The organism is Bacillus sp. K2I17, from assembly GCF_002209985.1.
GTDB lineage: Bacteria > Bacillota > Bacilli > Bacillales > Bacillaceae_G > Bacillus_A > Bacillus_A wiedmannii.
This window is the reverse complement of sequence record NZ_NJGF01000007.1, coordinates 1-22,569: the sequence shown is the minus strand read 5'-3', so window position 1 is coordinate 22,569 and position 22,569 is coordinate 1. Positions and strand designations below refer to the sequence as shown.

27 protein-coding genes and 1 other annotated feature are annotated in these 22,569 nt (G+C 37.1%); of the genes, 3 read left to right on the top strand and 24 right to left on the bottom strand.

Annotated features, from left to right (window positions below; translation table 11 throughout):
• Positions 1 to 21: 21 nt before the first annotated feature.
• The 21 genes from CER22_RS10535 to CER22_RS34100 form a co-directional block, all read right to left on the bottom strand.
• A complete protein-coding gene (locus tag CER22_RS10535) occupies positions 22 to 993 on the bottom strand; it encodes an NAD(P)-dependent oxidoreductase (RefSeq protein WP_088062658.1) in 972 nt (323 codons plus the stop codon).
• 145 nt (positions 994 to 1,138) lie between these two features.
• Positions 1,139 to 1,306 carry a YozQ family protein gene (locus CER22_RS10530; RefSeq protein WP_087985505.1) on the bottom strand — a complete coding sequence of 56 codons (168 nt, stop codon included), beginning with the start codon at positions 1,304 to 1,306 and terminating at the stop codon, positions 1,139 to 1,141.
• A gap of 67 nt (positions 1,307 to 1,373) precedes the next feature.
• A complete protein-coding gene (locus CER22_RS10525) occupies positions 1,374 to 2,393 on the bottom strand; it encodes a histidinol phosphate phosphatase domain-containing protein (RefSeq protein ID WP_088062656.1) in 1,020 nt (339 codons plus the stop codon).
• A 13-nt stretch (positions 2,394 to 2,406) separates the two neighbouring features.
• Positions 2,407 to 2,730, bottom strand: a complete 324-nt coding sequence (gene hisI, locus CER22_RS10520; protein WP_088608743.1) for a phosphoribosyl-ATP pyrophosphatase — start codon at positions 2,728 to 2,730, stop codon at positions 2,407 to 2,409.
• Positions 2,731 to 2,740: 10 nt separating this feature from the next.
• The gene (gene hisI, locus CER22_RS10515) at positions 2,741 to 3,046 is read right to left on the bottom strand and encodes a phosphoribosyl-AMP cyclohydrolase (protein WP_088608742.1); all 306 of its coding nucleotides are present in this window, start codon (positions 3,044 to 3,046) and stop codon (positions 2,741 to 2,743) included.
• Positions 3,043 to 3,801 (bottom strand): imidazoleglycerol phosphate synthase cyclase subunit, encoded by a 759-nt coding sequence (gene hisF / locus CER22_RS10510; protein WP_046955256.1) that lies wholly within the window; start codon positions 3,799 to 3,801, stop codon positions 3,043 to 3,045. The genes hisI (CER22_RS10515) and hisF overlap by 4 nt, the downstream gene beginning before the upstream one ends.
• Entirely contained in the window at positions 3,795 to 4,514 is a 720-nt protein-coding gene (gene hisA / locus CER22_RS10505) for a 1-(5-phosphoribosyl)-5-[(5-phosphoribosylamino)methylideneamino]imidazole-4-carboxamide isomerase (RefSeq protein WP_000402304.1), read from the bottom strand. Before hisA ends, hisF begins: the two co-directional genes overlap by 7 nt.
• Positions 4,487 to 5,116: an imidazole glycerol phosphate synthase subunit HisH gene (hisH, locus tag CER22_RS10500; RefSeq protein ID WP_000560363.1), complete on the bottom strand. Its 630-nt coding sequence runs from the start codon at positions 5,114 to 5,116 to the stop codon at positions 4,487 to 4,489. The genes hisA and hisH overlap by 28 nt, the downstream gene beginning before the upstream one ends.
• Positions 5,117 to 5,701, bottom strand: a complete 585-nt coding sequence (gene hisB / locus CER22_RS10495) for an imidazoleglycerol-phosphate dehydratase HisB (RefSeq protein ID WP_088608741.1) — start codon at positions 5,699 to 5,701, stop codon at positions 5,117 to 5,119. It abuts the gene before it with no gap.
• Positions 5,701 to 6,990, bottom strand: a complete 1,290-nt coding sequence (gene hisD / locus CER22_RS10490) for a histidinol dehydrogenase (protein WP_088062648.1) — start codon at positions 6,988 to 6,990, stop codon at positions 5,701 to 5,703. The genes hisB and hisD overlap by 1 nt, the downstream gene beginning before the upstream one ends.
• An 11-nt stretch (positions 6,991 to 7,001) precedes the next feature.
• Complete coding sequence (gene hisG, locus CER22_RS10485) at positions 7,002 to 7,637, bottom strand: ATP phosphoribosyltransferase (protein WP_088608740.1); 636 nt, start codon at positions 7,635 to 7,637, stop codon at positions 7,002 to 7,004.
• On the bottom strand, positions 7,613 to 8,875 hold the full coding sequence (gene hisZ, locus CER22_RS10480; RefSeq protein ID WP_088608739.1) for an ATP phosphoribosyltransferase regulatory subunit: 1,263 nt from the start codon (positions 8,873 to 8,875) through the stop codon (positions 7,613 to 7,615). Before hisZ ends, hisG begins: the two co-directional genes overlap by 25 nt.
• A gap of 308 nt (positions 8,876 to 9,183) precedes the next feature.
• Positions 9,184 to 9,765 (bottom strand): 3-isopropylmalate dehydratase small subunit, encoded by a 582-nt coding sequence (gene leuD, locus CER22_RS10475; RefSeq protein WP_088608738.1) that lies wholly within the window; start codon positions 9,763 to 9,765, stop codon positions 9,184 to 9,186.
• The gene (gene leuC / locus CER22_RS10470) at positions 9,743 to 11,137 is read right to left on the bottom strand and encodes a 3-isopropylmalate dehydratase large subunit (protein WP_088608737.1); all 1,395 of its coding nucleotides are present in this window, start codon (positions 11,135 to 11,137) and stop codon (positions 9,743 to 9,745) included. Before leuC ends, leuD begins: the two co-directional genes overlap by 23 nt.
• Entirely contained in the window at positions 11,137 to 12,201 is a 1,065-nt protein-coding gene (leuB, locus tag CER22_RS10465) for a 3-isopropylmalate dehydrogenase (protein WP_088608736.1), read from the bottom strand. The genes leuC and leuB overlap by 1 nt, the downstream gene beginning before the upstream one ends.
• A gap of 78 nt (positions 12,202 to 12,279) precedes the next feature.
• Positions 12,280 to 13,800 (bottom strand): 2-isopropylmalate synthase, encoded by a 1,521-nt coding sequence (gene leuA / locus CER22_RS10460; RefSeq protein ID WP_088608735.1) that lies wholly within the window; start codon positions 13,798 to 13,800, stop codon positions 12,280 to 12,282.
• Position 13,801: 1 nt separating this feature from the next.
• Positions 13,802 to 14,818: a ketol-acid reductoisomerase gene (ilvC, locus tag CER22_RS10455; protein WP_097889760.1), complete on the bottom strand. Its 1,017-nt coding sequence runs from the start codon at positions 14,816 to 14,818 to the stop codon at positions 13,802 to 13,804.
• A 20-nt stretch (positions 14,819 to 14,838) separates the two neighbouring features.
• Positions 14,839 to 15,348, bottom strand: a complete 510-nt coding sequence (gene ilvN / locus CER22_RS10450) for an acetolactate synthase small subunit (RefSeq protein ID WP_088608733.1) — start codon at positions 15,346 to 15,348, stop codon at positions 14,839 to 14,841.
• Positions 15,345 to 17,045 (bottom strand): acetolactate synthase large subunit, encoded by a 1,701-nt coding sequence (ilvB, locus tag CER22_RS10445; RefSeq protein WP_088608732.1) that lies wholly within the window; start codon positions 17,043 to 17,045, stop codon positions 15,345 to 15,347. Before ilvB ends, ilvN begins: the two co-directional genes overlap by 4 nt.
• Before the next feature lie 73 nt (positions 17,046 to 17,118).
• Positions 17,119 to 17,346 (bottom strand) — a binding site (T-box leader).
• A gap of 17 nt (positions 17,347 to 17,363) precedes the next feature.
• The gene (ilvE, locus tag CER22_RS10440) at positions 17,364 to 18,260 is read right to left on the bottom strand and encodes a branched-chain-amino-acid transaminase (RefSeq protein WP_087985494.1); all 897 of its coding nucleotides are present in this window, start codon (positions 18,258 to 18,260) and stop codon (positions 17,364 to 17,366) included.
• Positions 18,261 to 18,418: 158 nt separating this feature from the next.
• Entirely contained in the window at positions 18,419 to 18,607 is a 189-nt protein-coding gene (locus CER22_RS34100; protein ID WP_087985493.1) for a hypothetical protein, read from the bottom strand.
• Positions 18,608 to 18,675: 68 nt separating this feature from the next.
• On the opposite strand from CER22_RS34100, the gene CER22_RS10430 reads away from it, so the two are divergent.
• A complete protein-coding gene (locus CER22_RS10430; protein ID WP_000752504.1) occupies positions 18,676 to 18,915 on the top strand; it encodes a DUF3911 family protein in 240 nt (79 codons plus the stop codon).
• A gap of 86 nt (positions 18,916 to 19,001) precedes the next feature.
• The gene (locus tag CER22_RS10425; protein WP_060489510.1) at positions 19,002 to 19,241 is read left to right on the top strand and encodes a YkuS family protein; all 240 of its coding nucleotides are present in this window, start codon (positions 19,002 to 19,004) and stop codon (positions 19,239 to 19,241) included.
• A gap of 363 nt (positions 19,242 to 19,604) precedes the next feature.
• Here the strand turns inward: CER22_RS10425 and CER22_RS10415 are convergent, their stop codons facing one another.
• Positions 19,605 to 19,694 carry a hypothetical protein gene (locus CER22_RS10415; protein WP_000608225.1) on the bottom strand — a complete coding sequence of 30 codons (90 nt, stop codon included), beginning with the start codon at positions 19,692 to 19,694 and terminating at the stop codon, positions 19,605 to 19,607.
• 108 nt (positions 19,695 to 19,802) lie between these two features.
• Entirely contained in the window at positions 19,803 to 20,270 is a 468-nt protein-coding gene (gene ytfJ / locus CER22_RS10410; RefSeq protein WP_053078521.1) for a GerW family sporulation protein, read from the bottom strand.
• Between the two features lie 202 nt (positions 20,271 to 20,472).
• On the opposite strand from ytfJ, the gene CER22_RS10405 reads away from it, so the two are divergent.
• On the top strand, positions 20,473 to 20,865 hold the full coding sequence (locus CER22_RS10405; RefSeq protein WP_137012683.1) for an imidazole glycerol phosphate synthase: 393 nt from the start codon (positions 20,473 to 20,475) through the stop codon (positions 20,863 to 20,865).
• Between the two features lie 33 nt (positions 20,866 to 20,898).
• Here CER22_RS10405 and CER22_RS10400 read toward each other — a convergent pair whose 3' ends face one another.
• A complete protein-coding gene (locus CER22_RS10400; protein WP_088062622.1) occupies positions 20,899 to 22,242 on the bottom strand; it encodes a TrkH family potassium uptake protein in 1,344 nt (447 codons plus the stop codon).
• Between the last annotated feature and the right edge of the window lie 327 nt (positions 22,243 to 22,569).

The following is a 22,569-nucleotide window of genomic DNA, read 5'->3' as shown; positions in this document are numbered from 1 at the left end:
CCGGAATCGGAAGGTTTCTTTTTATTTTGTAACTACTACTTTTTGATTTACAGGTGTTACAGGCTCTTCCCCTTTTAATACGGCTAAAATATTTCTTACTGCCATTTCAGCCATCGCATCACGAGTTTCGAACGTTGCATTTCCTACGTGAGGAGCAAGTACTACATTCTTTAATCCTTTTAGCTCTTCTGTAATTTTCGGTTCAAATTCAAACACGTCAAGAGCTGCTCCTTCAATTTCATTCGTTTTTAATGCATGAGCAAGTGCCGCTTCATTCATAATTGGTCCACGTGAAGCATTTACAATATACGCTGTTTTCTTCATCATTTTAAACTGTTCATCATCAATCATATGATGCAATTTCGGATTATACGCACAATTAATTGTAATAAAGTCTGCTGTTTGTAATAATTCTTCCAATGTTACATATGTTGCTTCCAGTTCACTTTCAGCTTCAGGCTTTCGATTTGGTCCTGTATATAAAACATTCATTCCAAACGCTTTCGCACGCTTTGCAACTGCCTTTCCGATTTCTCCAAGGCCAATAATTCCAATTGTTTTACCGTGTACTTCGCGGCCTAAGAAAAATAATGGTGCCCATCCATTAAATCCAGTTGTACGACATAGCGTATCACCTTCCGGAATTCTACGTGCCGCTGCTAAAAGAAGTGCAAATGTTAGTTCTGCAGTAGCTTCAGTTGATACTTTCGGTGTATTCGATACTACAGTTCCTTTTTCACCCGCATACGTGTAATCAATATTGTCGTAACCAGCACCATAGTTTGCAACAATCTTCAAATTAGGTGCCGCATCAATCACTTCTTTTGTCACCTTTGTAGAAAGTAGGCTTAACAATGCATCTTTGTCTTTTACACGATCTGTTAATTCATCTAAAGAAATTAACGCCTCTTTATCGTACATTTCTACATCATGATCCTTTAATAGTTCTAATCCGATTGCTGGAATTTTCCCTGCTACTAATATTTTTGCCACTACTAACACCTCTTCTATAGAAAATAAGATATCTCTTATCTTTTATTGTAAGAAATCCACATATAAAAACCAAGGAATTTGATTATAGTTTTGAAAATCGACACTTTTCCACAAAAAAAGAGGAGATGCAAGTCTCCCCCTCTTCTTATGCTTTTTCTTGCGATTGTTTTCCAAGCTTCACATCGATCGTTCCCTCTGCAACTGTATCACTAATTTGTTCCTCAATAACGGATTGAGATGTAGCATTCGTTTCAGAAGTATAAGCTTGTTGTTGTGCACCTTGTACATTTTGTTTATTTTGTTGTTTCGCCATTTCTTACCCTCCTTTTTATTCTTTCTTATTTTGAACAAAAAGGGTGGTTTTCATCAAAAAATCGTGATCATTTTGAAATTGTTACTTCTTCTTCCAGTAATCTCATCGTTCTTACTCGTTTCGTAAATGTAGCTATGTGAGAAATATCATGATTACGTAACGTCTTTATATCCTCTTCCACATATTTCCCTAAATCATTCGGATAATGAGCATCTGAGGAGAGAGTAACTGGAACGCCATGCTTAGCTAGTACTTGTAAATATAGCGGACTCGGACACATTTCGCGTACAGGATAGCGATAGTACAATCCTGCATTTATTTCCGTTGCCGTATTTGTTTCTACTAACGCACGCGCAATTTCCTTATAATAAGAAAGTTGTTCATTTTCATCTAACCGATAATTAAATACTTTTATGTTATCAAGATGAGCTATAATATCAAATAAATTAGAGCGAACTGCACACTCAACCGTTTTGAAAAACGTATCATATAAAACATATAAGTCATGTTCCTTAAAATATTCTTTCGTATCTGGATTATCAAATCCCCAGCCATTTAAAAAATGAACAGAACCAATTACATAATCAAAATCTCCTAATGCGAGTAAAGATTGTAATTCTTGTTCACCACCAATAAAATAATCCGCTTCAATTCCAAGTTTAAGCGTAACACCTCTTTTACTCCACCGTTCTTTCGCCTCTTCAATTGCCTTTGTAAAATCATGTAGTGATGTTACCCTTACTTGGTCTAACCATTCCTTCTGTAAACGACCAAGCCTCGAATCACTAATATCGACATACCTTTCATAGTATTCTTTCGCTTCATAAAAACGGTATAAATGATCGACAATACCAACTTCTTTTATACCTTTTTGCAAAGCTTCTTCTAAATATAAATCAATCCATTTCATTGTAAATGGCCCTTCTTTCACACGTCTTTGCAGGCGTTCTTGTGTTTTCACAAGCCATTCCATAGAATGTTTCTCTTCTTTAAGTGGTTCATAATGTTGTAACACTTCATTTATTTTAGCTAGCCATCCTATTGAATATGGCCCTTCTTCTAAATGAATGTGATAATCCACCTTCATCTACATTTCCCCCTTATAATGTATCTATTTCACTTCTGTCCCCTACTCGCGAAAGCTTCCCTTTTCTTTCTGTCACTTCCTCCATAACATCTTCTAATGATATATTTTTTTCAGCTAATAAAACAAAGCAGTGATACAATACATCAACCATTTCTTTCACTAATTCTTCTTTGTCATTATTTTTAGATGCGATAATTACTTCCGTGCATTCTTCACCAATTTTCTTTAAAATTTTATCTTCTCCTTTTGAAAATAAATAATTTGTATACGATTCAGGAAGTGGATTTCCCTTTCGTTCTTCAATTGTTTCAAATAGTAATTTAAAGGCATTTTCCATATGTATCCCCCTATATAATTTGATAGTGAAAACATGTTTTCTCTCCTGTATGACAAGCAGGTCCCACTTGCTTTACGACAACAACAATTGAATCTTGATCACAATCTAAATAAAGAGATTGCACATATTGGACATTTCCTGATGTTTCTCCTTTATTCCATAACGATTGTCTTGAACGAGAATAAAAACATGTTCTTTTCGTTTCTAGCGTTTTTTCATATGCTTCTTCATTCATATAAGCTAGCATTAAAATTTCTTTTGTCCCTTCTTCAATTACAACTGCTGGTAATAATCCTTTTGAAAAGTTAGGTTTCATAACCGCACCTCAACATTTGCATTTCTTAATTTTCTCTTTACGTCCTGCACTGTCGCCTCACCATAATGAAAGATGGATGCCGCAAGTGCTGCATCAACTGTTGTCTTTTGAAAAACTTCTATAATGTGATCAACGTGACCACATCCGCCTGACGCGATGACTGGTACGGAAACGCTTTTTGAAATTTCTTCTGTTAAACGAAGATCATACCCGTTTTTCGTTCCATCTGCATCCATACTCGTTAACAAAATTTCGCCTGCCCCTAGCTCGGCAACGCGTTTTGCCCACCCGATTGCATCCATACCCGTATCAACTCTTCCGCCGTTCACATAAACATTCCACTTTTCTTCTGCTACTTTTCTAGCATCAATTGCTACGACAATACATTGTGAGCCAAAGTGTTCTGCCCCTTCTTCAATTAGCTTTGGATTTCGCACTGCCGCTGAGTTGATTGAAACTTTATCCGCTCCAGCTCTTAGTAAATTGTACATATCTTTAACACTTGAAATCCCCCCGCCAACTGTAAGAGGAATAAATACTTTCGAAGCTGTTTTTTCTACAACATCTATAATTGTTTTTCGTCCTTCATGCGTTGCCGTAATATCTAAAAATACAATCTCATCTGCTCCCGCCTCATTATATAAAGCAGCTATTTCAACAGGATCACCGACGTCTTGTAACCCTATAAAATTTACACCCTTTACGACTCGGCCCTCTTTCACATCTAGACATGGAATAATGCGTTTCGCTAACATAACTTTGTTACCTCTAACACTTCTTCTAAATCAATCGTTTTCTCATAAAGAGCCTTACCAATTATGACGCCGTATATATTCATATCATTTAATTTTTTCACATCTTGAATAGATGCCACTCCTCCAGAAGCAATAAGACGAATGCTCACGCTTTTTTGTAGTAACTCCAATTGCTCTAAATTCGGTCCTGCAAGTGTCCCGTCTTTCGAAATGTCTGTAAACACAATCGTTTGAACACCTACATTCTCCATTTGCTTTGCTAAATCAATGTAAGAAATTTCAGACACATCAAGCCAGCCTCTCGTTGCTACGAAACCATTTTTCGCATCAATTCCAACAATGATTTTCTCTTTATATAGAAGAACTGCTTCTTCTAAAAATTCCTTATCATAAAGAGCAGCTGTTCCTAAAATCACTTTATCTACACCCACTGACAATAACTTCTCTACCGCTACAAGTGATCGAATTCCTCCTCCAACTTGCACAGGAATACGTACTGCCTTGCAAATTCTTTCAATAACGAGCAAATTTACTGACTCGCCAGCAATTGCGCCATCTAAATCAACAATGTGCAACTTTTTCGCTCCCAATTTTTCGAATATAATCGCTTGCGCAACCGGATCTTCATTCATTACGGTTTCTTTACTAAACTCTCCTTGATAAAGTCTAACGCATCGCCCCTCTTTTAAATCGATAGCTGGGAAGATTTCCATGCCTCTACCACCCCTTTGAAATTTTTCAACATTTGCATTCCAATGTCACCGCTTTTTTCAGGATGAAACTGTGCGCCGTATATATTTCCTTTTGCTACAAAACCAGGTACTTTCACTCCATATTCACTTATCCCATACACAATTTCATTTGGACAATCTGCATAATAAGAGTGAACATAATATACGAAAGAACCGTCCTCTACTCCATTCCAAAGTGCTATTTCTCCCTCTTTCTTTAACTCATTCCATCCCATATGTGGAATTTTATAAGGAACCTTTAACTTTCGAATAACACCTGGCAATAAACTTAATCCGTTACAGTCTTGTAGTTCCTCACTTTTTTCAAATAAAAGCTGCATCCCTAGGCAAATGCCCAGAAGCGGTTTTCCTGAACGCCCGACTTCTTTTAACACACGCACTAAATTTTTTTCTTCCAATACATCCATCGCTTTCGGAAATGCACCTACTCCTGGTAAAATCACTCCATCACTTCTAAAAATCTTTTCTTTATCACCCGTTACGATGTACTCTGCTCCAATATATTGTAATGCTTGTTCCACACTGCGAATATTTCCCATTCCATAATCTATAATAGCAATCAATTACAACATCCCTTTCGTGGAATTTACACCAGTAATGCTGGCATTTCTTTCGACTGCTTCTCTAAGCGCTCTACCAAACGCTTTAAATAACGCTTCAACTTTGTGATGTGTATTGCTTCCGTATAAAATGCGAGCGTGTAATGTAATATTGGCAGCATGAGCAACTGCTCTAAAAAATTCTTCTGTTAGTTCTGTATCAAAATCCCCTAGCTTCGGATTCGTTAATTCTCCTTGAAATACAATATGTGAGCGCCCGCTAATATCAATTGCGACAAAACCTAAAGATTCATCCATCGGTACATATGCGGAGCCATAACGGTTAATCCCCTCTTTATTTTGCAATGCTTCTTTCAAACAATTTCCGAGTACAATTCCAACATCTTCAACTGTATGATGCGCATCAACGAATACATCGCCTTCCGCCTCCACTTGTAAACCGAATCTTCCATGCCTTGCAAATAAAGTTAGCATATGATCAAAAAATCCAACTCCCGTTTGTACAGAAACGTTCTTGCCTTCATCAAGCTGCAAACTTAATTTGATTTTTGTTTCTGTCGTCTCACGTATTTGACTGCACTCACGCATTATTCTTCCTCCTCAAATCTTATTTGAATTGCTCTCGCATGCGCATGTAATCCTTCTTTATTGGCAAGTTCTACAATATGATGTTGTACATCTCTTAACGCTTCCTCCGTATAAGACAGAAAGCTTGATTTTTTCACGAAATCATCGACTGATAACGGTGAGAAAAACCTTGCCGTTCCACTTGTCGGTAACACGTGATTCGGTCCTGCTAAATAATCACCGAGCGGTTCCGGTGCATATGGACCAAGAAAGATAGATCCTGCATGTTTCACATAAGCTAGAGCATTCATCGGTTCTTTTATATGTAACTCTAAATGTTCTGGAGCGATTTCATTCGATAATTGTAGCGCCTCATCTAAAGAAGGAACGATAAAGATAGCTCCATTTCTATTTATCGATTCACGTGCAATTTCGCTTCTTGGTAATGTTTCTAACTGTCTTTCTATCTCTCTTTCTACTTCTTTTGCTAACTCTATATTCGTTGTAATACAAATTGCTGTTGCTCTCTCGTCATGTTCTGCTTGTGATAATAAATCAGCAGCGATATATTTTGCATTACCGGTTTCATCAGCAATAACTACAATTTCTGACGGTCCAGCAATCATATCGATATTTACTATTCCGTATACTTCTCGTTTCGCCAGAGCGACGTACAAATTTCCTGGTCCAACTATTTTATCTACTTTTGGAATCGATTCCGTCCCATATGCTAAAGCAGCAATTGCTTGCGCACCACCTATCGTATAAATTTCATCTACTCCTGCAAGGCTTGCAGCAACTAAAATATGTGGATCAATCCCCCCTTGCCTTGGTGGTGTTACCATTACAATCTTTTTCACACCAGCGAGTTTTGCTGGCAATACATTCATTAATACTGACGAAGGATACGAAGCAGTTCCGCCCGGCACATATACCCCTATATTTTCTAACGGCCGAATGATTTGCCCTCTAATAATGCCTTCACTCGTGCAATCGAACATGGATTGTCTTTTTTGCTTTTCGTGATAAGAAATAATGTTTTTCTTCGCCTCTTGTAACGCTTCTAAAAATGAATTCTCTACAAACATACCCGCTCGTTTTATTTCTTCCTCACTTACACGAAACTCTTTAATCTCCACACCATCAAACTTTTTTGTATAAAAAGATAGAGCCTCATCCGTACTCTTCCTTACCTTTCGAACGATTTCGCTTACACTTCTTTGAACAGTTTCTTCTATTATATTAGCGTTTTCTCGTAGCAATTTTATTTTCGATAACGCCTTTTGAAAATCTTCACAAACTATCTCCATTACAAGTCCCCCTATTTTCCTGACAAAATTTCTTGCTCCATCATATTTACAATACTGAATATTTCGTCTTTTTTAGTTTTTAATGCAGCCTTATTTACAATCATCCGAGCAGATATAGAATACATTTCCTCAAATACAATGAGCCCATTTTCTTGTAATGTTTTTCCTGTTTCCACAATATCAACAATTGCATCTGCCAATCCAAGAATAGGAGCGATTTCTACAGAACCTTCTATTTTAATAATTTCTACATCCTCCCCTTTATCATGAAAATAGTTAGAAGTAATATGTGGATATTTCGTCGCAATGCGTTTCTTTCGGTAGCTCTTCGGATTATACGTAGGAATAGAAGCAACACAAAACTTACACACGCCCACTCCTAAATCTAACATTTCATAAATATCTTTCTCGTTTTCCATTAAAATATCTTTTCCAACGACCCCAATATCAGCTACTCCATGGTCTACATAAGTAGCAACATCTACTGCTTTCACTAAAATAAATGAGATATCTGTATTTTTACTTTGAAAAACAAGCTTTCGTCCTTTATTTTTGAGCTCCGAACAATCAATTCCAATCTGCTCAAAGAGCGGAATCACATGTTTTTCTAATCTTCCCTTCGTTAACGCAATTTGAATGTTACGCATGAAGTTTCTCCTTCTTTCTGGACTACCCATTTCTCTTTCCATACATATTCCACTAATGATTCGTTCTTCGCCTCAACGACCGTTACTATTTGATTTTTTCTTGCAAATTGAAAGGTGTCATTTACATTAGAGAATAAGGATAGCTCTACTTTTTTCCCGTCCTTTTGAAGTAAATTTCGTAATCTTTCCGCTTCTGCTAATCTATTTAACTCATAATGAATAATAATATCTATTCCCTTTTGTTCATATGGTTCTTGTTGCTCTTGCAGCGCCTTCACAATTTGATTGACTTGCACCGCGAGTCCAACAGCCGGCAGCATCTCTCCAAAATTTCCAATTAACTCATCATATCTTCCGCCACTAACAATTTCTTCTCCTATTTCATATATATACCCTTTGAAAATAACTCCCGTATAGTAATCTAAATGTTGGATCATACCTAAATCAATTGATATGTAAGATCCATAGCCTAGTCTTTCAATTGCTTCATATATTTCTTTCACTCTTGCAATCGCCATTTTCATTTCATTACTTGAGGCGAGTTTTTCTGCTTCCTCAATCACTTCTAAGTTCCCAAATAGTCTTGGTAACTTCTCAAGTAATCTTACTGTTTCATCACATCGATCTAATTTCTTTTCTCTAATAAAATTTGATAGAGCCGCATAATTTTTACTTTCAATGTATGTCCTAAGTACTCTCTCTTCTTCCTCATGAATGGAGAGTTTTTTTACAATACATTTATATAATTGCACTTGCCCAATCTCTATTGTAAAAGATTGTACCTTCACCTTTTGAAGTGATTGAATGACGCTTATGACGCATTCAATTTCAGCTCTTACATTATCAATACCTATAATTTCAATACCACTTTGTACAATTTCATTATATTTTCCAGTAAGGGACTCATTCGCCCGAAATACATTCCCGCCATACGTCAGTTTAAGCGGCGTATCCCACCTCTGCGTTCCCATCACTCTCGCTAAAGGAATTGTCATATCTGGACGTAACACGATAATCCGTCCCTTTTCATCAAAAAATTTATACATCTTTTCTTCATCTATCGGTCTATTTTGAAAGGCAAAAACATCATAAAATTCAATTGTAGGTGTCCTTATTTCCTCATAACCTCGCCCTAAAAAAGTACGTCTTAATTTTTGCTCCACCTCTTCAATTAACGTACATTCTTCGAATAAATAGTCTCTCGTTCCATTTGGGTTTGCCCGTTTCCATTTTGTCATCTAAATTCTCACACCTTTCCCTTTCTAATGTATGCTCATTTCATTCACCTAAACCGAAAATAAAAAGAGCCTTGTAGACAAAATACCTACAAGGCTCTTTAGTAGAGTGTAGGTACAACGGGAATAACCCTTGTACCTACACGTTTTCACGCTAGGTTCAAGGGCTTTATGTATGATGATGTAGTTGTGTAAGCACTTTAATAGATTGCATGATATTCATAATACTTACTCCCTTTCTCCTCTGATTTTTACATAGTATATAATACTTAATTCTGAATGTAAATACTTTTTGAACATTCCGTTATTTCTTAATGTAAAGCTACTCTCCTTTCATACTCTACAATTTCTTGTTCATATTGCATCGTAATACTAATTTCGTCTAGACCATTTAATAATTTCTCTTTCCACATTTTCTCGATTGTAAAATGAAACCTGTGCGTACTTGTTTTAATTACCTCATTCTCTAAATCTACTTCTATTTGTTCTCTCGCATCCGTTATGGCAAGTTGTTCTCGTATTTCTTTATCCATTACAATTGGTAACATACCATTTTTCATACAATTCATATAAAAAATATCTGCAAACCCGCCGGCGATAATAACGCGAAAACCATAATCAGCAAGCGCCCACGGAGCATGTTCTCTTGAAGAACCACAACCAAAATTATCACCTGTAATTAATATACTTGCTCCTTTTCTATTTTGTGCATTAAGCGGAAAATTAGGGTTTTCATGGCGGTTATTATCATAACGCCATTCATCGAATAAATATTTTCCAAATCCCGTCCTTTCAATTCTCTTTAAGTATTGCTTCGGAATAATTTGATCTGTATCAATGTTATTATTCATCAGTACTGCAGCAGTACCTTTATGAATACGAAATGGCTCCATCATAACTCTCCTTTCTAGTATCAACAAAATGACCGTATAACGCAGCTGCTGCCGCCATTGCTGGGCTAACTAAATGTGTTCGTGCCCCTTTTCCTTGTCTTCCTTCAAAATTACGATTTGAAGTCGAAGCACAATGTTCTCCTTCAGGTACTTGATCTGGATTCATTCCAAGACACATTGAACATCCAGGTTCTCTCCATTCAAATCCAGCTTCTTCAAATATGTGATGTAGCCCTTTTTGCATCGCAGCTTCTCTTACTCTTTTCGATCCAGGCACAACGAGCGCTCGCACACCTTCTTTTACCTTTCTCCCTTTCACAACAGATGCAGCAATTTCTAAATCAGAAAGCCTGGAATTTGTACAAGATCCAATGAAAACATGCTGAACAGGAATGTCATACGTGCTTTGTCCAGGGCTTAATCCCATATAAGAAAATGCTCTTTCGTCATTTGCATCCTGCTTTTCTGGCAATTTTTCATCAATACGAACACCCATACTCGGGTTTGTTCCCCATGTAACGTACGGTGCTAAATCCGTCACATCTATCGAAATATGCAAATCATAAATTGCATCTGAATCTGTATAAAGTTCAGACCATTTCTTCTCGAATGTTTCAAAGTCTTTCGGTGCATATTTACGTCCTTTTACATAAGCAAATGTTTTTTCATCTGGTGCTATAATACCAGCCTTTGCTCCTCCTTCAATTGCCATATTACAAAGCGTCATTCTCTCTTCCATCTCCATAGCCTCAATCGTATCTCCGTAAAATTCCATTACATATCCAGTTCCAACTGCTACACCGTACTTTGAAAGGAAATGCAAAATAATATCTTTTGCGTAAACACCTTTCTGTAATTTTCCTTTTAACTCAATACCCATCGCTTTCGGCTTTCGTTGCCATAACGTTTGCGTTGCCAATACATGCTCCACTTCACTCGTACCAATGCCAAATGCTAGTGCGCCAAACGCACCATGCGTTGCTGTATGACTATCACCACAAACAATTGTTTTTCCTGGTTGTGTAAGTCCAAGTTCTGGTCCGATAACATGAACAATCCCTTGCTCTTCATCCCCGATATCCGCTAACGGCACCTGAAATTGTTTACAATTTTCCCGGAGTGTATCTAGTTGCTGCTTCGCAATGCGATCGGTAATATTCCAAACATCTTTCGTTGGAATATTATGATCCATCGTTGCGAATGTTAAATCCGATCTGCGAACCGTTCGATTTGTAAGCCGCAAGCCTTCAAAGGCTTGCGGTGACGTTACTTCATGAACAAGATGAAGATCGATATATAATAAATCTAATCCATTTTCGTTTGTCGTAACTACGTGTCTTTCCCAAAGTTTATCTAGCAGCCTTTTTCCCATTATCTCCCTCTCCCTACTAACGCTTGCTCTTCCATCTCTTGTATAACTGCCTTCGTAAATGAAGTTGTCGTCTCATCTCCTCCGATATCTGCTGTACATTTTCCTAATTTAAGAACTGCAGATATCGCAGATTCAATTGCATTCCCTTCTCTCGTTAATTCAAATGATTGCCCAAGCATCATTGCAACAGAGCGCATCATTGCAATTGGATTTGCCTTATTTTTCCCGGCAATATCCGGTGCTGATCCGTGAATAGGCTCGTATAATGAAGGTCCCTTTTCCGCATGACTTGCTGATGGAAGCATTCCTAATGATCCCGCTAATACTGAAGCCTCGTCACTCAAAATATCCCCAAATAAATTTTCCGTTACAATTACATCAAACCGTCCTGGATTCCGAATTAACTCCATCGCAGCTGCATCTACTAAAATATGTTCTAGTTCAACGTCTGGATAACGAAGTGCTACTTCTTCCGTAATAGTTCTCCATAGTTTACTAGATTCTAAAACATTCGCCTTATCAATAGATGTTACTTTTTTCTTCCGCTTACTCGCTAATTGAAAGGCATAAGAAACGATCCGTTCAATTTCATGACGATGATACGTAAGTGTATCTGTTGCTACTTCGTCCGTTCGTTCTTTCGGATAAGAAAAATAAATTCCGCCTGTTAATTCACGAACAACAACGAAATCAATTTCATCAGCGTTTTTTAATGGCGATAAATGTGCCGTTGCGCTTTCTACCGTTACAGGGCGAACGTTCGCAAATACTCCAAGTCCTTTTCTTAGAGCTAATAATCCTTTCTCCGGTCTTTCTTTCGCGCTATCCCACCTTGGTCCACCAACCGCTCCAAGTAAAACCGCATCACTTGCTAAACAAGCGGCAAGCGTTCGTTGTGGTAATGGTTGCCCATTTAAATCGATAGCACTCCCGCCAAAGTACTCATCTTGTAAGTGAAAATGATGTCCATATAACCTTTCTACCATATGCAATACTTCTTTCGCACTTTCCATAATTTCTGGGCCAACACCATCACCAGCTAAACAAACGATACGTTTTTCCAATTTCAACACTCCTTTTAACTGAATTTTCAGAACTTTAATTTGATAGGTAAGGAAACTTCTCCCTCACCCATCAAACACTTATTTCACAAGCGCTATAAGAGATTTTAATTTCCCTGCTGCATGGACATATGCTCTTGCCGACGCTTCCAATACATCTTGCGCAACACCAAAACCTGATACTTGATGCGTTCCTTCTTTTAATTCAACATGAACATGAGCCAGTGCGTCTTGACCTTGTGTAATAGATTGTATGCGATAATCCGCCAATTCACATTCTAATCCTAAAATTCTTTGGATTGCATTATAGATCGCCTCAATACTACCAGAACCAGTGGCTGCATCTTCGTATGCATTTCCTTCTTCGTCTTTTAGTACAACTGTCGCGCATTGTGTACTATTTGATACGAAATGAACTTGTAGTTGCGTAATGTTATATTGCTGAGCTGCAAATGCTGCTTCACCAAGCATAAGTGCACGTAAATCTTCCTCAGTAATTTCCTTCTTACGATCAGCTAATTTTTTGAACGCTTCAAACACCGCATCTCGTTCTTCCTTTGTAAATTCATAGCCAAGCTCTTTCATTTTTTCTGTAAACGCGTGACGTCCAGAATGTTTTCCAAGTACGAATAGATTTTGAGATTCGCCTATTAGCGCTGGTTCAATAATTTCATATGTTGTCACTTCTTTTAAAACACCATCTTGATGAATTCCGGATTCATGAGCAAATGCATTCGCTCCAACGATCGCTTTATTTTTCGGTACAACCATACCTGTTAATCTGCTTACTAATGTACTCGTCGCTTTAATTTCTTTTAGCGTCATAGAAGACTCCGCCTTATAGAAATCTTTTCTAATATGAAGAGCAACTGCGACCTCTTCTAGCGCCGCATTACCTGCTCTTTCTCCAATTCCATTAATTGTTCCTTCTACTTGCAACGCTCCGCCTTCAACCGCAGCTAATGAATTTGCTACTGCCATCCCAAGATCATCGTGACAATGACAAGAGAAAATTGCTTTTTCATATGAAGGAACGGATTCTTGTAAGTATTTAAAAAGAGAATAATATTCTTTTGGATTCGTATATCCAACTGTATCTGGAATATTAATTACATTCGCTCCTGCACGAATCGCAACTTCAACTGCTTCAGCTAAAAAATCTCTTGCTGTTCTTGTCGCATCTTCTGCAGAAAATTGTACTGTCGGAAATAATGATTTCCCGAGTGTAACCGAGCGGTGAATACTATCTAATACATCTTCTTTTGACATACAAAGTTTATATTTCATATGAATATCACTTGTAGCTAAAAATACGTGTAAACGAGGAGATACAGCACCTTTCACCGCTTCATATGCTCTTCGAATATCACTTTCTTTCGCTCTAGCTAAACTCATAACTGTAGCATTTTGAATGGTATTTGCGATGCGTTTTACCGATTGAAAATCCCCTTCGGAAGCTGCTGCAAAACCAGCTTCCATGACATTAATACCTAGTCTCTCTAATTGCCTTGCAATTTGCAATTTCTCTTGTTCATTTAAATTTACTCCTGGTGATTGTTCGCCATCACGTAGCGTCGTATCCATGAACAAAATCTGCTTCATATTATTTGACCCCTGCCTTTACTCGCGGCTGTACAAACGGCATCATTTCACGTAATTTACGTCCAACTACTTCAATTTCGTGTTCATTCTCTTTCTCATTTGTCGCATGGAAATTTGGTTTTCCTGCTTTATGCTCTGCAATCCAGCCTCTTGCAAATGTACCATCTTGAATTTCTGCTAGCACTGCACCCATCGCTTTCTTCGTATCTTCCGTTACAACGCGTGGTCCTGATACGAAGTCGCCCCACTGCGCTGTATCTGAAACTGAATATCTCATATTTTCAAGTCCGCCTTCATACATCAGGTCAACGATTAGTTTTAGTTCATGTAAACATTCAAAATATGCAAGTTCCGGTTGATAACCAGCATCAACTAACGTTTCAAATCCAGCTTTTACTAGCGCAGTTACTCCACCGCAAAGCACAGCTTGCTCTCCAAATAAATCTGTTTCTGTTTCTTCTTTAAATGTCGTTTCTAATACACCAGCTCTCGTCGCTCCAATCCCATCAGCATAAGAAAGTGCCTTTTCAGTCGCAACTCCTGTTGCATCTTGGTATACTGCAAATAATGCAGGAACAGCTGCGCCTTCAGCAAATGTACGGCGCACAAGATGCCCTGGCCCTTTTGGCGCTACTAGAAATACATCTACATTAGCTGGTGGTTTCACTTGATCAAAGTGAACATTAAATCCGTGTGCAAAAACGAGAGAATTTCCTGCCTTTAAATTTGGCGCAATTTCCGCTTCATATACTTCTGGCTGGAGTTCATCTGGTAGTAGAATCATTACTACATCAGCTTTTTCCGCTGCTTCTGCTACTGTATATACAGAAAATCCATCTTCTTTCGCTTTATCCCAAGACTTCCCTTTTCTTAAACCTATTACTACATCAAATCCGTTATCACGTAAGTTTTGCGCATGCGCATGACCTTGCGAACCATATCCAATGATTGCTACTTTCTTTTCTTTTAATACATTTACCGTTACATCTTTCTCATAATAAACTTTTGTCATTTTCATTTCCCCCTATATTTAAATGATTATTGAATTAACATAACTTGCTTATCTTGTTTTTTCATACTACGCGTAAATGCTGTTACACCTGTTCTAGCAATTTCTTTCAAACCATACGGACGAAGTAATTCAATTAATGCTTCTACTTTCTCCTGCGTACCAGTTACTTGCACAACTATGGAATCCTTCCCAACATCTATTACAGCGGCTCGAAACGGTTCAATTAAACTATATAATTCTGCTCTTGCTACTGATGTTGCTACTTTAATAAGTGCAAGTTCTCTTGCGATCATCGCTTCTTCTGTAATATCTGATACTTTCAGAACATCAATTTGCTTATGAAGTTGTTTAATTAACTGCTCCACTTGCAGTTCATTTTCAACGTGTACAACAATCGTCATCCGCGATATGTCCGATGATTCCGTATGACCTACTGAAATACTTTCAATATTAAAATGTCTTCGTGTCATAACACCCGTAATTCGGTTTAATACACCACTTTGATTTCGAACTGTCGCTGTAACAATTCTCTTCACCTTTTTTCCACTCCCTCCATTTGGTGAACACCTTTCCCTGGCGCAACCATCGGCATTACCTTTTCTGATTGAAGTACACGGCAATCAATTACGACCGGTTCTTTTAATTCAATCGCCTGCTTTATTTGCTTCTTTGCAAGAAGTGGATCATCTATACGAACTCCTTTTATGCCATACGCATTCGCAAGAGCGACGAAATCTGGTTGACACGACAGTAAAGAGTGCGAGTATCTTTGATTATAAAATTCATCTTGCCATTGTCTTACCATTCCTAAAGCTTCATTATTTAAAATAAATACTTTAACAGGCAATGAGTGTTCTTTTAACACACTTAATTCTTGCAAGGTCATTTGAAATCCAGCGTCACCTACAATTGCAATAACTAGTTCCTCAGGCTTTGCAATTTGCGCACCAATTGCTGCTGGAAACCCAAATCCCATCGTTCCTAATCCTCCTGAAGTTACCCATTTATCTGGATTTTTGAGCGGATAATATTGTGCCGCCCACATTTGATGTTGCCCAACATCTGTTGTTACAATCGCTTCTCCTTTCGTAATTTCATATAACATATCAATTGCGTATTGAGGCTTAATACTTTCAGAATTTCGTTTATAAGAGAATGGATACTTTTCTTTTCTACTCTTTAGTAAAGAGATCCATTCATGATGATTTTCTTTCTTTCCTTCTGGTTGAAGTAATACTTCCAAAGCTCGCTTAGCACTTGCAACAATAGGAATTTCAGTCGGCACATTTTTTCCGATTTCGGCTGGATCAATATCGATATGCGCAACAGTCGCCTTTTTAGCAAAATAAGCTAAATTCCCAGTAAGACGATCGTCGAATCTTGCACCTATATTAATAAGTAAGTCGCATTCATATAACGCCATATTGGCTGTGTAAGAACCGTGCATTCCTCCCATCCCTAGAAAAAGTTCATCATCTGGCGGAAACCCACCAAGACCAAGTAATGTATGCACAACAGGAATTTCATATTTACGAGCAAAACTTGTTAACTCTTTCGAAGCCTTCGCATGCAATACACCTGCTCCAGCTAAAATTAACGGCTTGTTTGCAGCGCTAATTGCTTGTAATAATTTGTTTATTTGGAGTAAATTTGGTTCATAATTAGGGTTGTATCCTGGTAAATCCATTTGTACGTCATTACAGCGTTCTCCTTGCTCTACTACCATATCTTTCGGAAGGTCAATAACGACTGGGCCTGGTCTTCCTGTTCTAGCAATATGAAATGCTTCTTTAATAATTCGAGGTAAATCTGAAGCCTTTCGCACTTGATAGTTATGTTTTGTCACCGGCATCGTAAGCCCCATAATATCCGCTTCTTGGAAAGCATCACTTCCAATTAACGTCGTTGCTACTTGCCCTGTAAATACAACAAGTGGTAATGAATCAATCATCGCATCTGCTAGACCGGTAATAACATTTGTAGCACCTGGCCCACTCGTTGCAATGACAACCCCTGGATTGCCAGTAATTCTGGCATACCCTTCCGCGGCGTGAATAGCTCCTTGCTCATGCCTTGTTAAAATATGCGGAATTTCACAGTCATAGAGTGCATCATAAAGAGGTAAAACAGCACCACCAGGATAACCGAAAATCACTTCTACTCCTTCCTTTTCTAACGCTTCTAACAATAGCTGTGCACCAGTTGCCAGTTTCTCTTGCGTTTTTGAAGACATTGTTCTTATAAGCCCCCTTTTTGAAAATTTTTATCAATAAAAAAAATCCTACGTCCACACTCCAGCTATGTGCTGAAGGGACGAAAGATTTCGCGGTACCACCCTTCTTCGCAAGAATACTCTTGCCTCAGTGACCCATAAATGAGTCTAGCTAATAACGGAGCTACCGTCTAAGCCTAGACAAATGCTTCAGCTTAGCACTCAAGGGCGATGTTCGTCGACGTGAACCATCGGTTTTCAGCAACCACCGACTCTCTGTGAGGCTTCACAATCAACTACTCCTCCCTCTCAACGCTTTCTTATTGTTATAAAGAGTTGTTATCCAACTTTATTTTCTTCGTAAATCTTCTCTCCATCTTCTACAACTAACTTTCGGAATTCTTCTAATAAACGATTCGTATGTAGACCTGTTTGCCCTAAACCAATCGTTCTACCATCTACTGTCGTAACAGCAATTACTTCAGCAGCCGTTCCTGTTAAAAATACTTCATCAGCTACATATACATCATGCCTTGTAAATAACTCTTCTCTAACGTCATATCCAAGTTTTTCACCGATTTCTAATATAGCGTTTCGTGTAATGCCTTCTAACGCTCCAGCAGAACTTGGTGGTGTAATTAATTTATTTCCTTTTACAATAAACACGTTATCTCCTGAGCCTTCAGCTACGTATCCTTGATCATTTAACATAAGTGCTTCTTGTACTCCAGCTAATTTCGCTTCAATACGAACTAAAATATTGTTTAAGTAATTTAAAGATTTTACTTGAGGCGACAAAACATCTGGACGGTTTCGGCGCGTTGCAACTGTTACAACTGGAATCCCCTTTTCATAATATTCTTGCGGGAATAAAGATAGTTGTTCTGCAATTACTACTACATTCGGTTTCTTACAAGAATCAGGATCTAATCCAAGATTTCCTGCTCCTCTCGATACAACAAGGCGAATGTATCCATTAGATAATTTATTTTGTCGAATCGTCTCAACAACAATATTCGTTACTTCATCTAAAGAATATGGAATTTCTAACATGATGGATTTTGCTGATTCATATAACCGGACAAGATGCTCTCTCAAACGGAAAACATTACCGCTATATACTCTAATTCCTTCAAATACTCCATCGCCATATAAATAACCATGATCATATACTGAAACTTTTGCCTCGTCTTTTGGAACAAATTCTCCATTTAAGAAAATCCATTGCTCGTTCACTGGAAAGCGCCTCCTATGTTCTATGAATTTTTTATTGTTTCCTAGTTTACTCTCCTTTCTAAATAAATCAAGTGAATTTTTAGAAAATTTATAATTTTTAATCGTACGTACATCTTTGATTATATTGATTTAACAGCATTGTTAACGTTTACAAAAAGTCAAAAATTTTTTTCGTCAATTTCCACTAAAAAAAATATTTGTTTAAAAGAAGGATTTTCATCAATTGATACGAATCTATTGTATTCAATAAACGGACGTCCGTTTTTATAAATTCGGTAATATATAACGACTTTTGCTGAAAAAGGGGGAAAATAATAAAAATAACGCTGTCTAAAAATAACATTCATATTTTTCGTTTCGTAATCATAATCCTATTTTTAAAAAACAATTTGTCAAAATGAAGGAGGAAATCAATATGGCGTGTGTACAAATTAAAGGAACGAGACAAGAGGTAGTAGAAATGCTTCAACTATTTGATCTAATGGATACGAAAGGTTTTTGTAAATTCGATAATTATGTAGAGGTAGAACCAAATAATAAAGAACATAATAATTTTATTGCTTCAATTGACATTCATTCAAATACTTCTTCTGCCCAAGATACTTTAAACGATCAATTCGTAAGTCAAATGCTTACTGGTGTATATAACGACTAAACAAAGATTTACTTCCTACCGTCTTTTCATAAATATATGCAGTGGACTTGAGCATACTAGCAACTAGATGGTAGGAGGTGAGAATTATGGCTAGAATTGGCGTTGAAAACTCATTAACAGATGTTCAACAAGCTCTTCAGCAACAGGGACATGAAGTTGTTACCCTTGGCTCCGAACAGGATGCACAAGGGTGCGATTGTTGTGTTGTAACTGGGCAAGATTCTAATATGATGGGTATTGCAGATGCATCAATTAAGGGATCGGTAATTGCAGCTCATGGTTTAACAACAGATGAAATTTGTCAGCAAGTAGAGAGCCGCACTTAAATGTATTATACAAAAAGAAAGAGGACTCCTTTTCAAAAGGAGTCCTCTTTTTTATATTCACCTAACGGGAAAGTAACATATACTGGATGAAAGCCCTACCTCTCTCTCATCATTACGGTTCCACTGACCGCTCCTTGATTCACTAGTATACATATAAAGCCTACAATAATAATTTATAGGGTTTGTTCACAAAAGTTGTTGGTAAGACTACCCGATCTTTCGCAAACTTTTCGTATTATATTTATAAGATTTATTTACTTTACACTAGCTGTAACCGAGACACGAATTAAAATTTTAACACTAATACAATAACTTGTCAACATTTTTTGTAAATTAAAAACAGACAGTAACGGTTTGTCTGTTTTAGAATGGAGCTTTTTCTTTTATTACATATACAACAAAACCGCTTACTAACATACATAAGCCAACTACTAAGTTTTTGATATTAATCATAAATTCCTCTCCCTTATTCCACACATCATATATATTTACAGTTCAATTATTCCGATCATCTTAAAGCGCACTTTTTCTAATATATCATAATTCCTAAAAAATGCAAGTTCACTTTTGGCGACCATTTACAAATTTATCTACAGTGCTTGGTACCGTATTTAAAGCCTTTTCAATTAAATGTGTACTACTATTGAGGTGTAATACTTGCACACCGTTAGAACCGACTACTAAAAAAGCAACTGGGCTAATAGAAACCCCAGCCCCGCTTCCGCCTCCAAATGGATGGCTTTGCTTCTTCTCTTTATGCTGCCCTTGTCCGTTATTATGCTTTTCGGAAATAAAATCACCTTTAAAGTCACTTCCGCCGGCACCAAAACCAAAAGCCACTTGAGATACTGTTAATACTACATTTCCATCAGCTGTTGAAACTGGACTTCCGACAATCGTATTTACATCTACCATCTCTTTTAAATTTGTCATTGCTGTTTTCATTAAATCTTCAATTGGATGTTCCATTATGTATTGCACCCTTTCCTCATTATTCTTTTTTATACTTTCCAAAATAGAGGAAGTCATACTAACTTTTCCTATTTCAAAAAAACAATTTTACTCTTCTAAGTGGAATTACGCCTTGTACTCGTTCGGATAAAGTGAAACTTTAATCAGCAGGGCTTTGTTCATCCCCCATTGATTATTAGCCATCAGCAATCAGATGTTTACGGGCTACAATAGCGGGATAAAAAAGAAAAAGAGATGCATACTACTATTGAACCTTGTTATGAAAGGAGCCATGACTTTGACTGAGAAATTTGATGAGTATAAAAAAAGAGATAGAATAGATAGTGATTATAGTGACTATAAAGAAGAATATGCAGCTGAGGTTGCACCACAGCGCATTGATTATGATTACGATGAGAAAGATAATAAAGATGATGTAAGATCGTCCGCCGCTGGATCAACTGCTGGCTTTATCGCTCTTGCCTTATCTATCTTATCACTCTTTACCTTCCCAACATTATTTGGTCTTGTTTCTGTATTACTAGGAATTTACGCTTATAATCGCGGAGCTACTGTAACTGGTGGTATCGCTGCGATTGTCGGCGGAATTGCAGCACTCATTGCAATTTTATTCCGAGTAGCACTTGTCGGATTATTGTTCTCCCTTTTTTAAAAAGAAAAAGGTATCTCGCTTATGCGGGATACCTTATCCTGTAAATACATCTTCCGATGGATATTTAATTTTTTGTTTTGCTGGTCGCGCTAAAGAAAAAACAAGTGTTAACGGTCCAATTAATCCACAAAACATAACAAACATAATAATACATTTTCCAAACGCTGATAACTTTGCAGTAATCCCCATCGTTAACCCTACTGTTCCAAACGCTGAAATTGTTTCAAATAGTAACTGAATAAAACTAAAGTTTTCTGTAAGCATTAATACAAATACTGCTGCAAAAATGAGTATTTGACTGGCAACAGCAATGGCTAACGCTCTCGTTACTGTTGACATTTTTATCGTGCGCTGAAATAAAACGATTTCCTCTTTTTTTCTAAAGAAAGAAAGGACGGATGTAACTAAAATAACAAACGTTGTTAATTTAATCCCTCCACCTGTCGATACACTTCCTGCACCAATAAACATTAAAACCATCGTAAATAATATAGATGATTCTTCCATCCCCCCGTAGTCAACTGTATTAAATCCAGCAGTACGAGGAGTAATACCTTGGAAGAAAGAAGCCCATAACTTTTCATTTAAAGGTAAATCTCCTAACGTCTTCACATTATTATATTCCAATACAAAAATCACAATCATTGCTATAACATTTAACGCTACCGTTCCAACAATCATGATTTTAGAATGAAGGGATAATTTTCGAAAGCTACGACTATACCATATATCAATTAATACGGTAAAACCGAGACCACCAATTACGATTAATGAGCAAATCCCTATATTAACAATAGGATCTCCTACATACCTCGTTAAATTATCCGGCCATAGAGCAAATCCAGCATTATTATAAGATGCAATAACATGAAAAATACTATAGTATACACCTTTTCCAAAGCCAAACTCTGGAACAAAGCGAAACGATAAAAAGATGACTCCAATAAGCTCAATACAAATTGAAAATATAAAGACACGTTTTACTAATTTTACAAGACCACCTATATTTGTTTGATTAAATGCCTCTCCGATTAATAATCGATGGCGTAACCCGATTTTTTTACCTAATACCCAAACAATTAAAATGGCAATTGTCATAAGACCTAAACCACCTGTTTGAATTAAAAACATAATAACAATCTCGCCAAACATCGTAAACGTACTTGCAGTATCTACTACTCCTAATCCGGTTACAGTTGCTGCTGACGTTGCCGTAAAGAAAGCATCTACCCAACTAATATGTACTTTCGTTGCGAATGGTAACTTTAATAACAAACCGCCAACCACAATTAAGCAGAAAAAACCTAGTGCTAATATTTGTGGTGGATTTAATCGTATAAAACGATTATACAGCCCTTGTCTTTTTGTTACTTCCATGTTCACTAACTCCCTTTTCCCCTCATAACTAAAGGCTTATAAGAAACCTTACATAGCGGGATAAACCTTATATTCTTATAATATAGTTGAGCATAATCCTTTTTTTTAAAGATTTCAACTTTTATTTATACTCGAACTCCACTTCATTTTATGACAAGAAACTTTCTATTATATTTATTCGTACTCTACAACTCTCGCAACAATCATTTTATATGTATCATTTCTCAAATTCTCATACCTTTCACTCTATGTTCACATCAAGGTCACATCCAACTTTTATAGTATATGTATCGAAGTTGTTCCTCCCTAATTTATAAGACATTCCCC

Bases quoted from the DNA above. Each gene is read 5' to 3' on its own strand.
- ytfJ (WP_053078521.1), bottom strand. From the start codon at position 20,270: ATGACTTCCTCTATTTTGGAAAGTATAAAAAAGAATAATGAGGAAAGG.
- CER22_RS10530 (WP_087985505.1), bottom strand. From the start codon at position 1,306: ATGGCGAAACAACAAAATAAACAAAATGTACAAGGTGCACAACAACAA.
- hisI (WP_088608743.1), bottom strand. From the start codon at position 2,730: ATGGAAAATGCCTTTAAATTACTATTTGAAACAATTGAAGAACGAAAG.
- CER22_RS10415 (WP_000608225.1), bottom strand. From the start codon at position 19,694: ATGATTAATATCAAAAACTTAGTAGTTGGCTTATGTATGTTAGTAAGC.
- hisD (WP_088062648.1), bottom strand. From the start codon at position 6,990: ATGGAGATAGTTTGTGAAGATTTTCAAAAGGCGTTATCGAAAATAAAA.
- CER22_RS10400 (WP_088062622.1), bottom strand. From the start codon at position 22,242: ATGGAAGTAACAAAAAGACAAGGGCTGTATAATCGTTTTATACGATTA.
- ilvC (WP_097889760.1), bottom strand. From the start codon at position 14,818: ATGAAAATGACAAAAGTTTATTATGAGAAAGATGTAACGGTAAATGTA.
- hisF (WP_046955256.1), bottom strand. From the start codon at position 3,801: ATGTTAGCGAAACGCATTATTCCATGTCTAGATGTGAAAGAGGGCCGA.
- CER22_RS10430 (WP_000752504.1), top strand. From the start codon at position 18,676: ATGGCGTGTGTACAAATTAAAGGAACGAGACAAGAGGTAGTAGAAATG.
- hisG (WP_088608740.1), bottom strand. From the start codon at position 7,637: ATGCGTAACATTCAAATTGCGTTAACGAAGGGAAGATTAGAAAAACAT.
- CER22_RS10425 (WP_060489510.1), top strand. From the start codon at position 19,002: ATGGCTAGAATTGGCGTTGAAAACTCATTAACAGATGTTCAACAAGCT.
- hisB (WP_088608741.1), bottom strand. From the start codon at position 5,701: ATGCGTGAGTGCAGTCAAATACGTGAGACGACAGAAACAAAAATCAAA.
- CER22_RS10525 (WP_088062656.1), bottom strand. From the start codon at position 2,393: ATGAAGGTGGATTATCACATTCATTTAGAAGAAGGGCCATATTCAATA.
- ilvB (WP_088608732.1), bottom strand. From the start codon at position 17,045: ATGTCTTCAAAAACGCAAGAGAAACTGGCAACTGGTGCACAGCTATTG.
- CER22_RS10405 (WP_137012683.1), top strand. From the start codon at position 20,473: ATGAAAGGAGCCATGACTTTGACTGAGAAATTTGATGAGTATAAAAAA.
- leuA (WP_088608735.1), bottom strand. From the start codon at position 13,800: ATGAAGCAGATTTTGTTCATGGATACGACGCTACGTGATGGCGAACAA.
- CER22_RS34100 (WP_087985493.1), bottom strand. From the start codon at position 18,607: ATGAATGTTATTTTTAGACAGCGTTATTTTTATTATTTTCCCCCTTTT.
- hisA (WP_000402304.1), bottom strand. From the start codon at position 4,514: ATGGAAATCTTCCCAGCTATCGATTTAAAAGAGGGGCGATGCGTTAGA.
- leuC (WP_088608737.1), bottom strand. From the start codon at position 11,137: ATGGGAAAAAGGCTGCTAGATAAACTTTGGGAAAGACACGTAGTTACG.
- leuD (WP_088608738.1), bottom strand. From the start codon at position 9,765: ATGGAGCCATTTCGTATTCATAAAGGTACTGCTGCAGTACTGATGAAT.
- hisZ (WP_088608739.1), bottom strand. From the start codon at position 8,875: ATGACAAAATGGAAACGGGCAAACCCAAATGGAACGAGAGACTATTTA.
- hisI (WP_088608742.1), bottom strand. From the start codon at position 3,046: ATGAAACCTAACTTTTCAAAAGGATTATTACCAGCAGTTGTAATTGAA.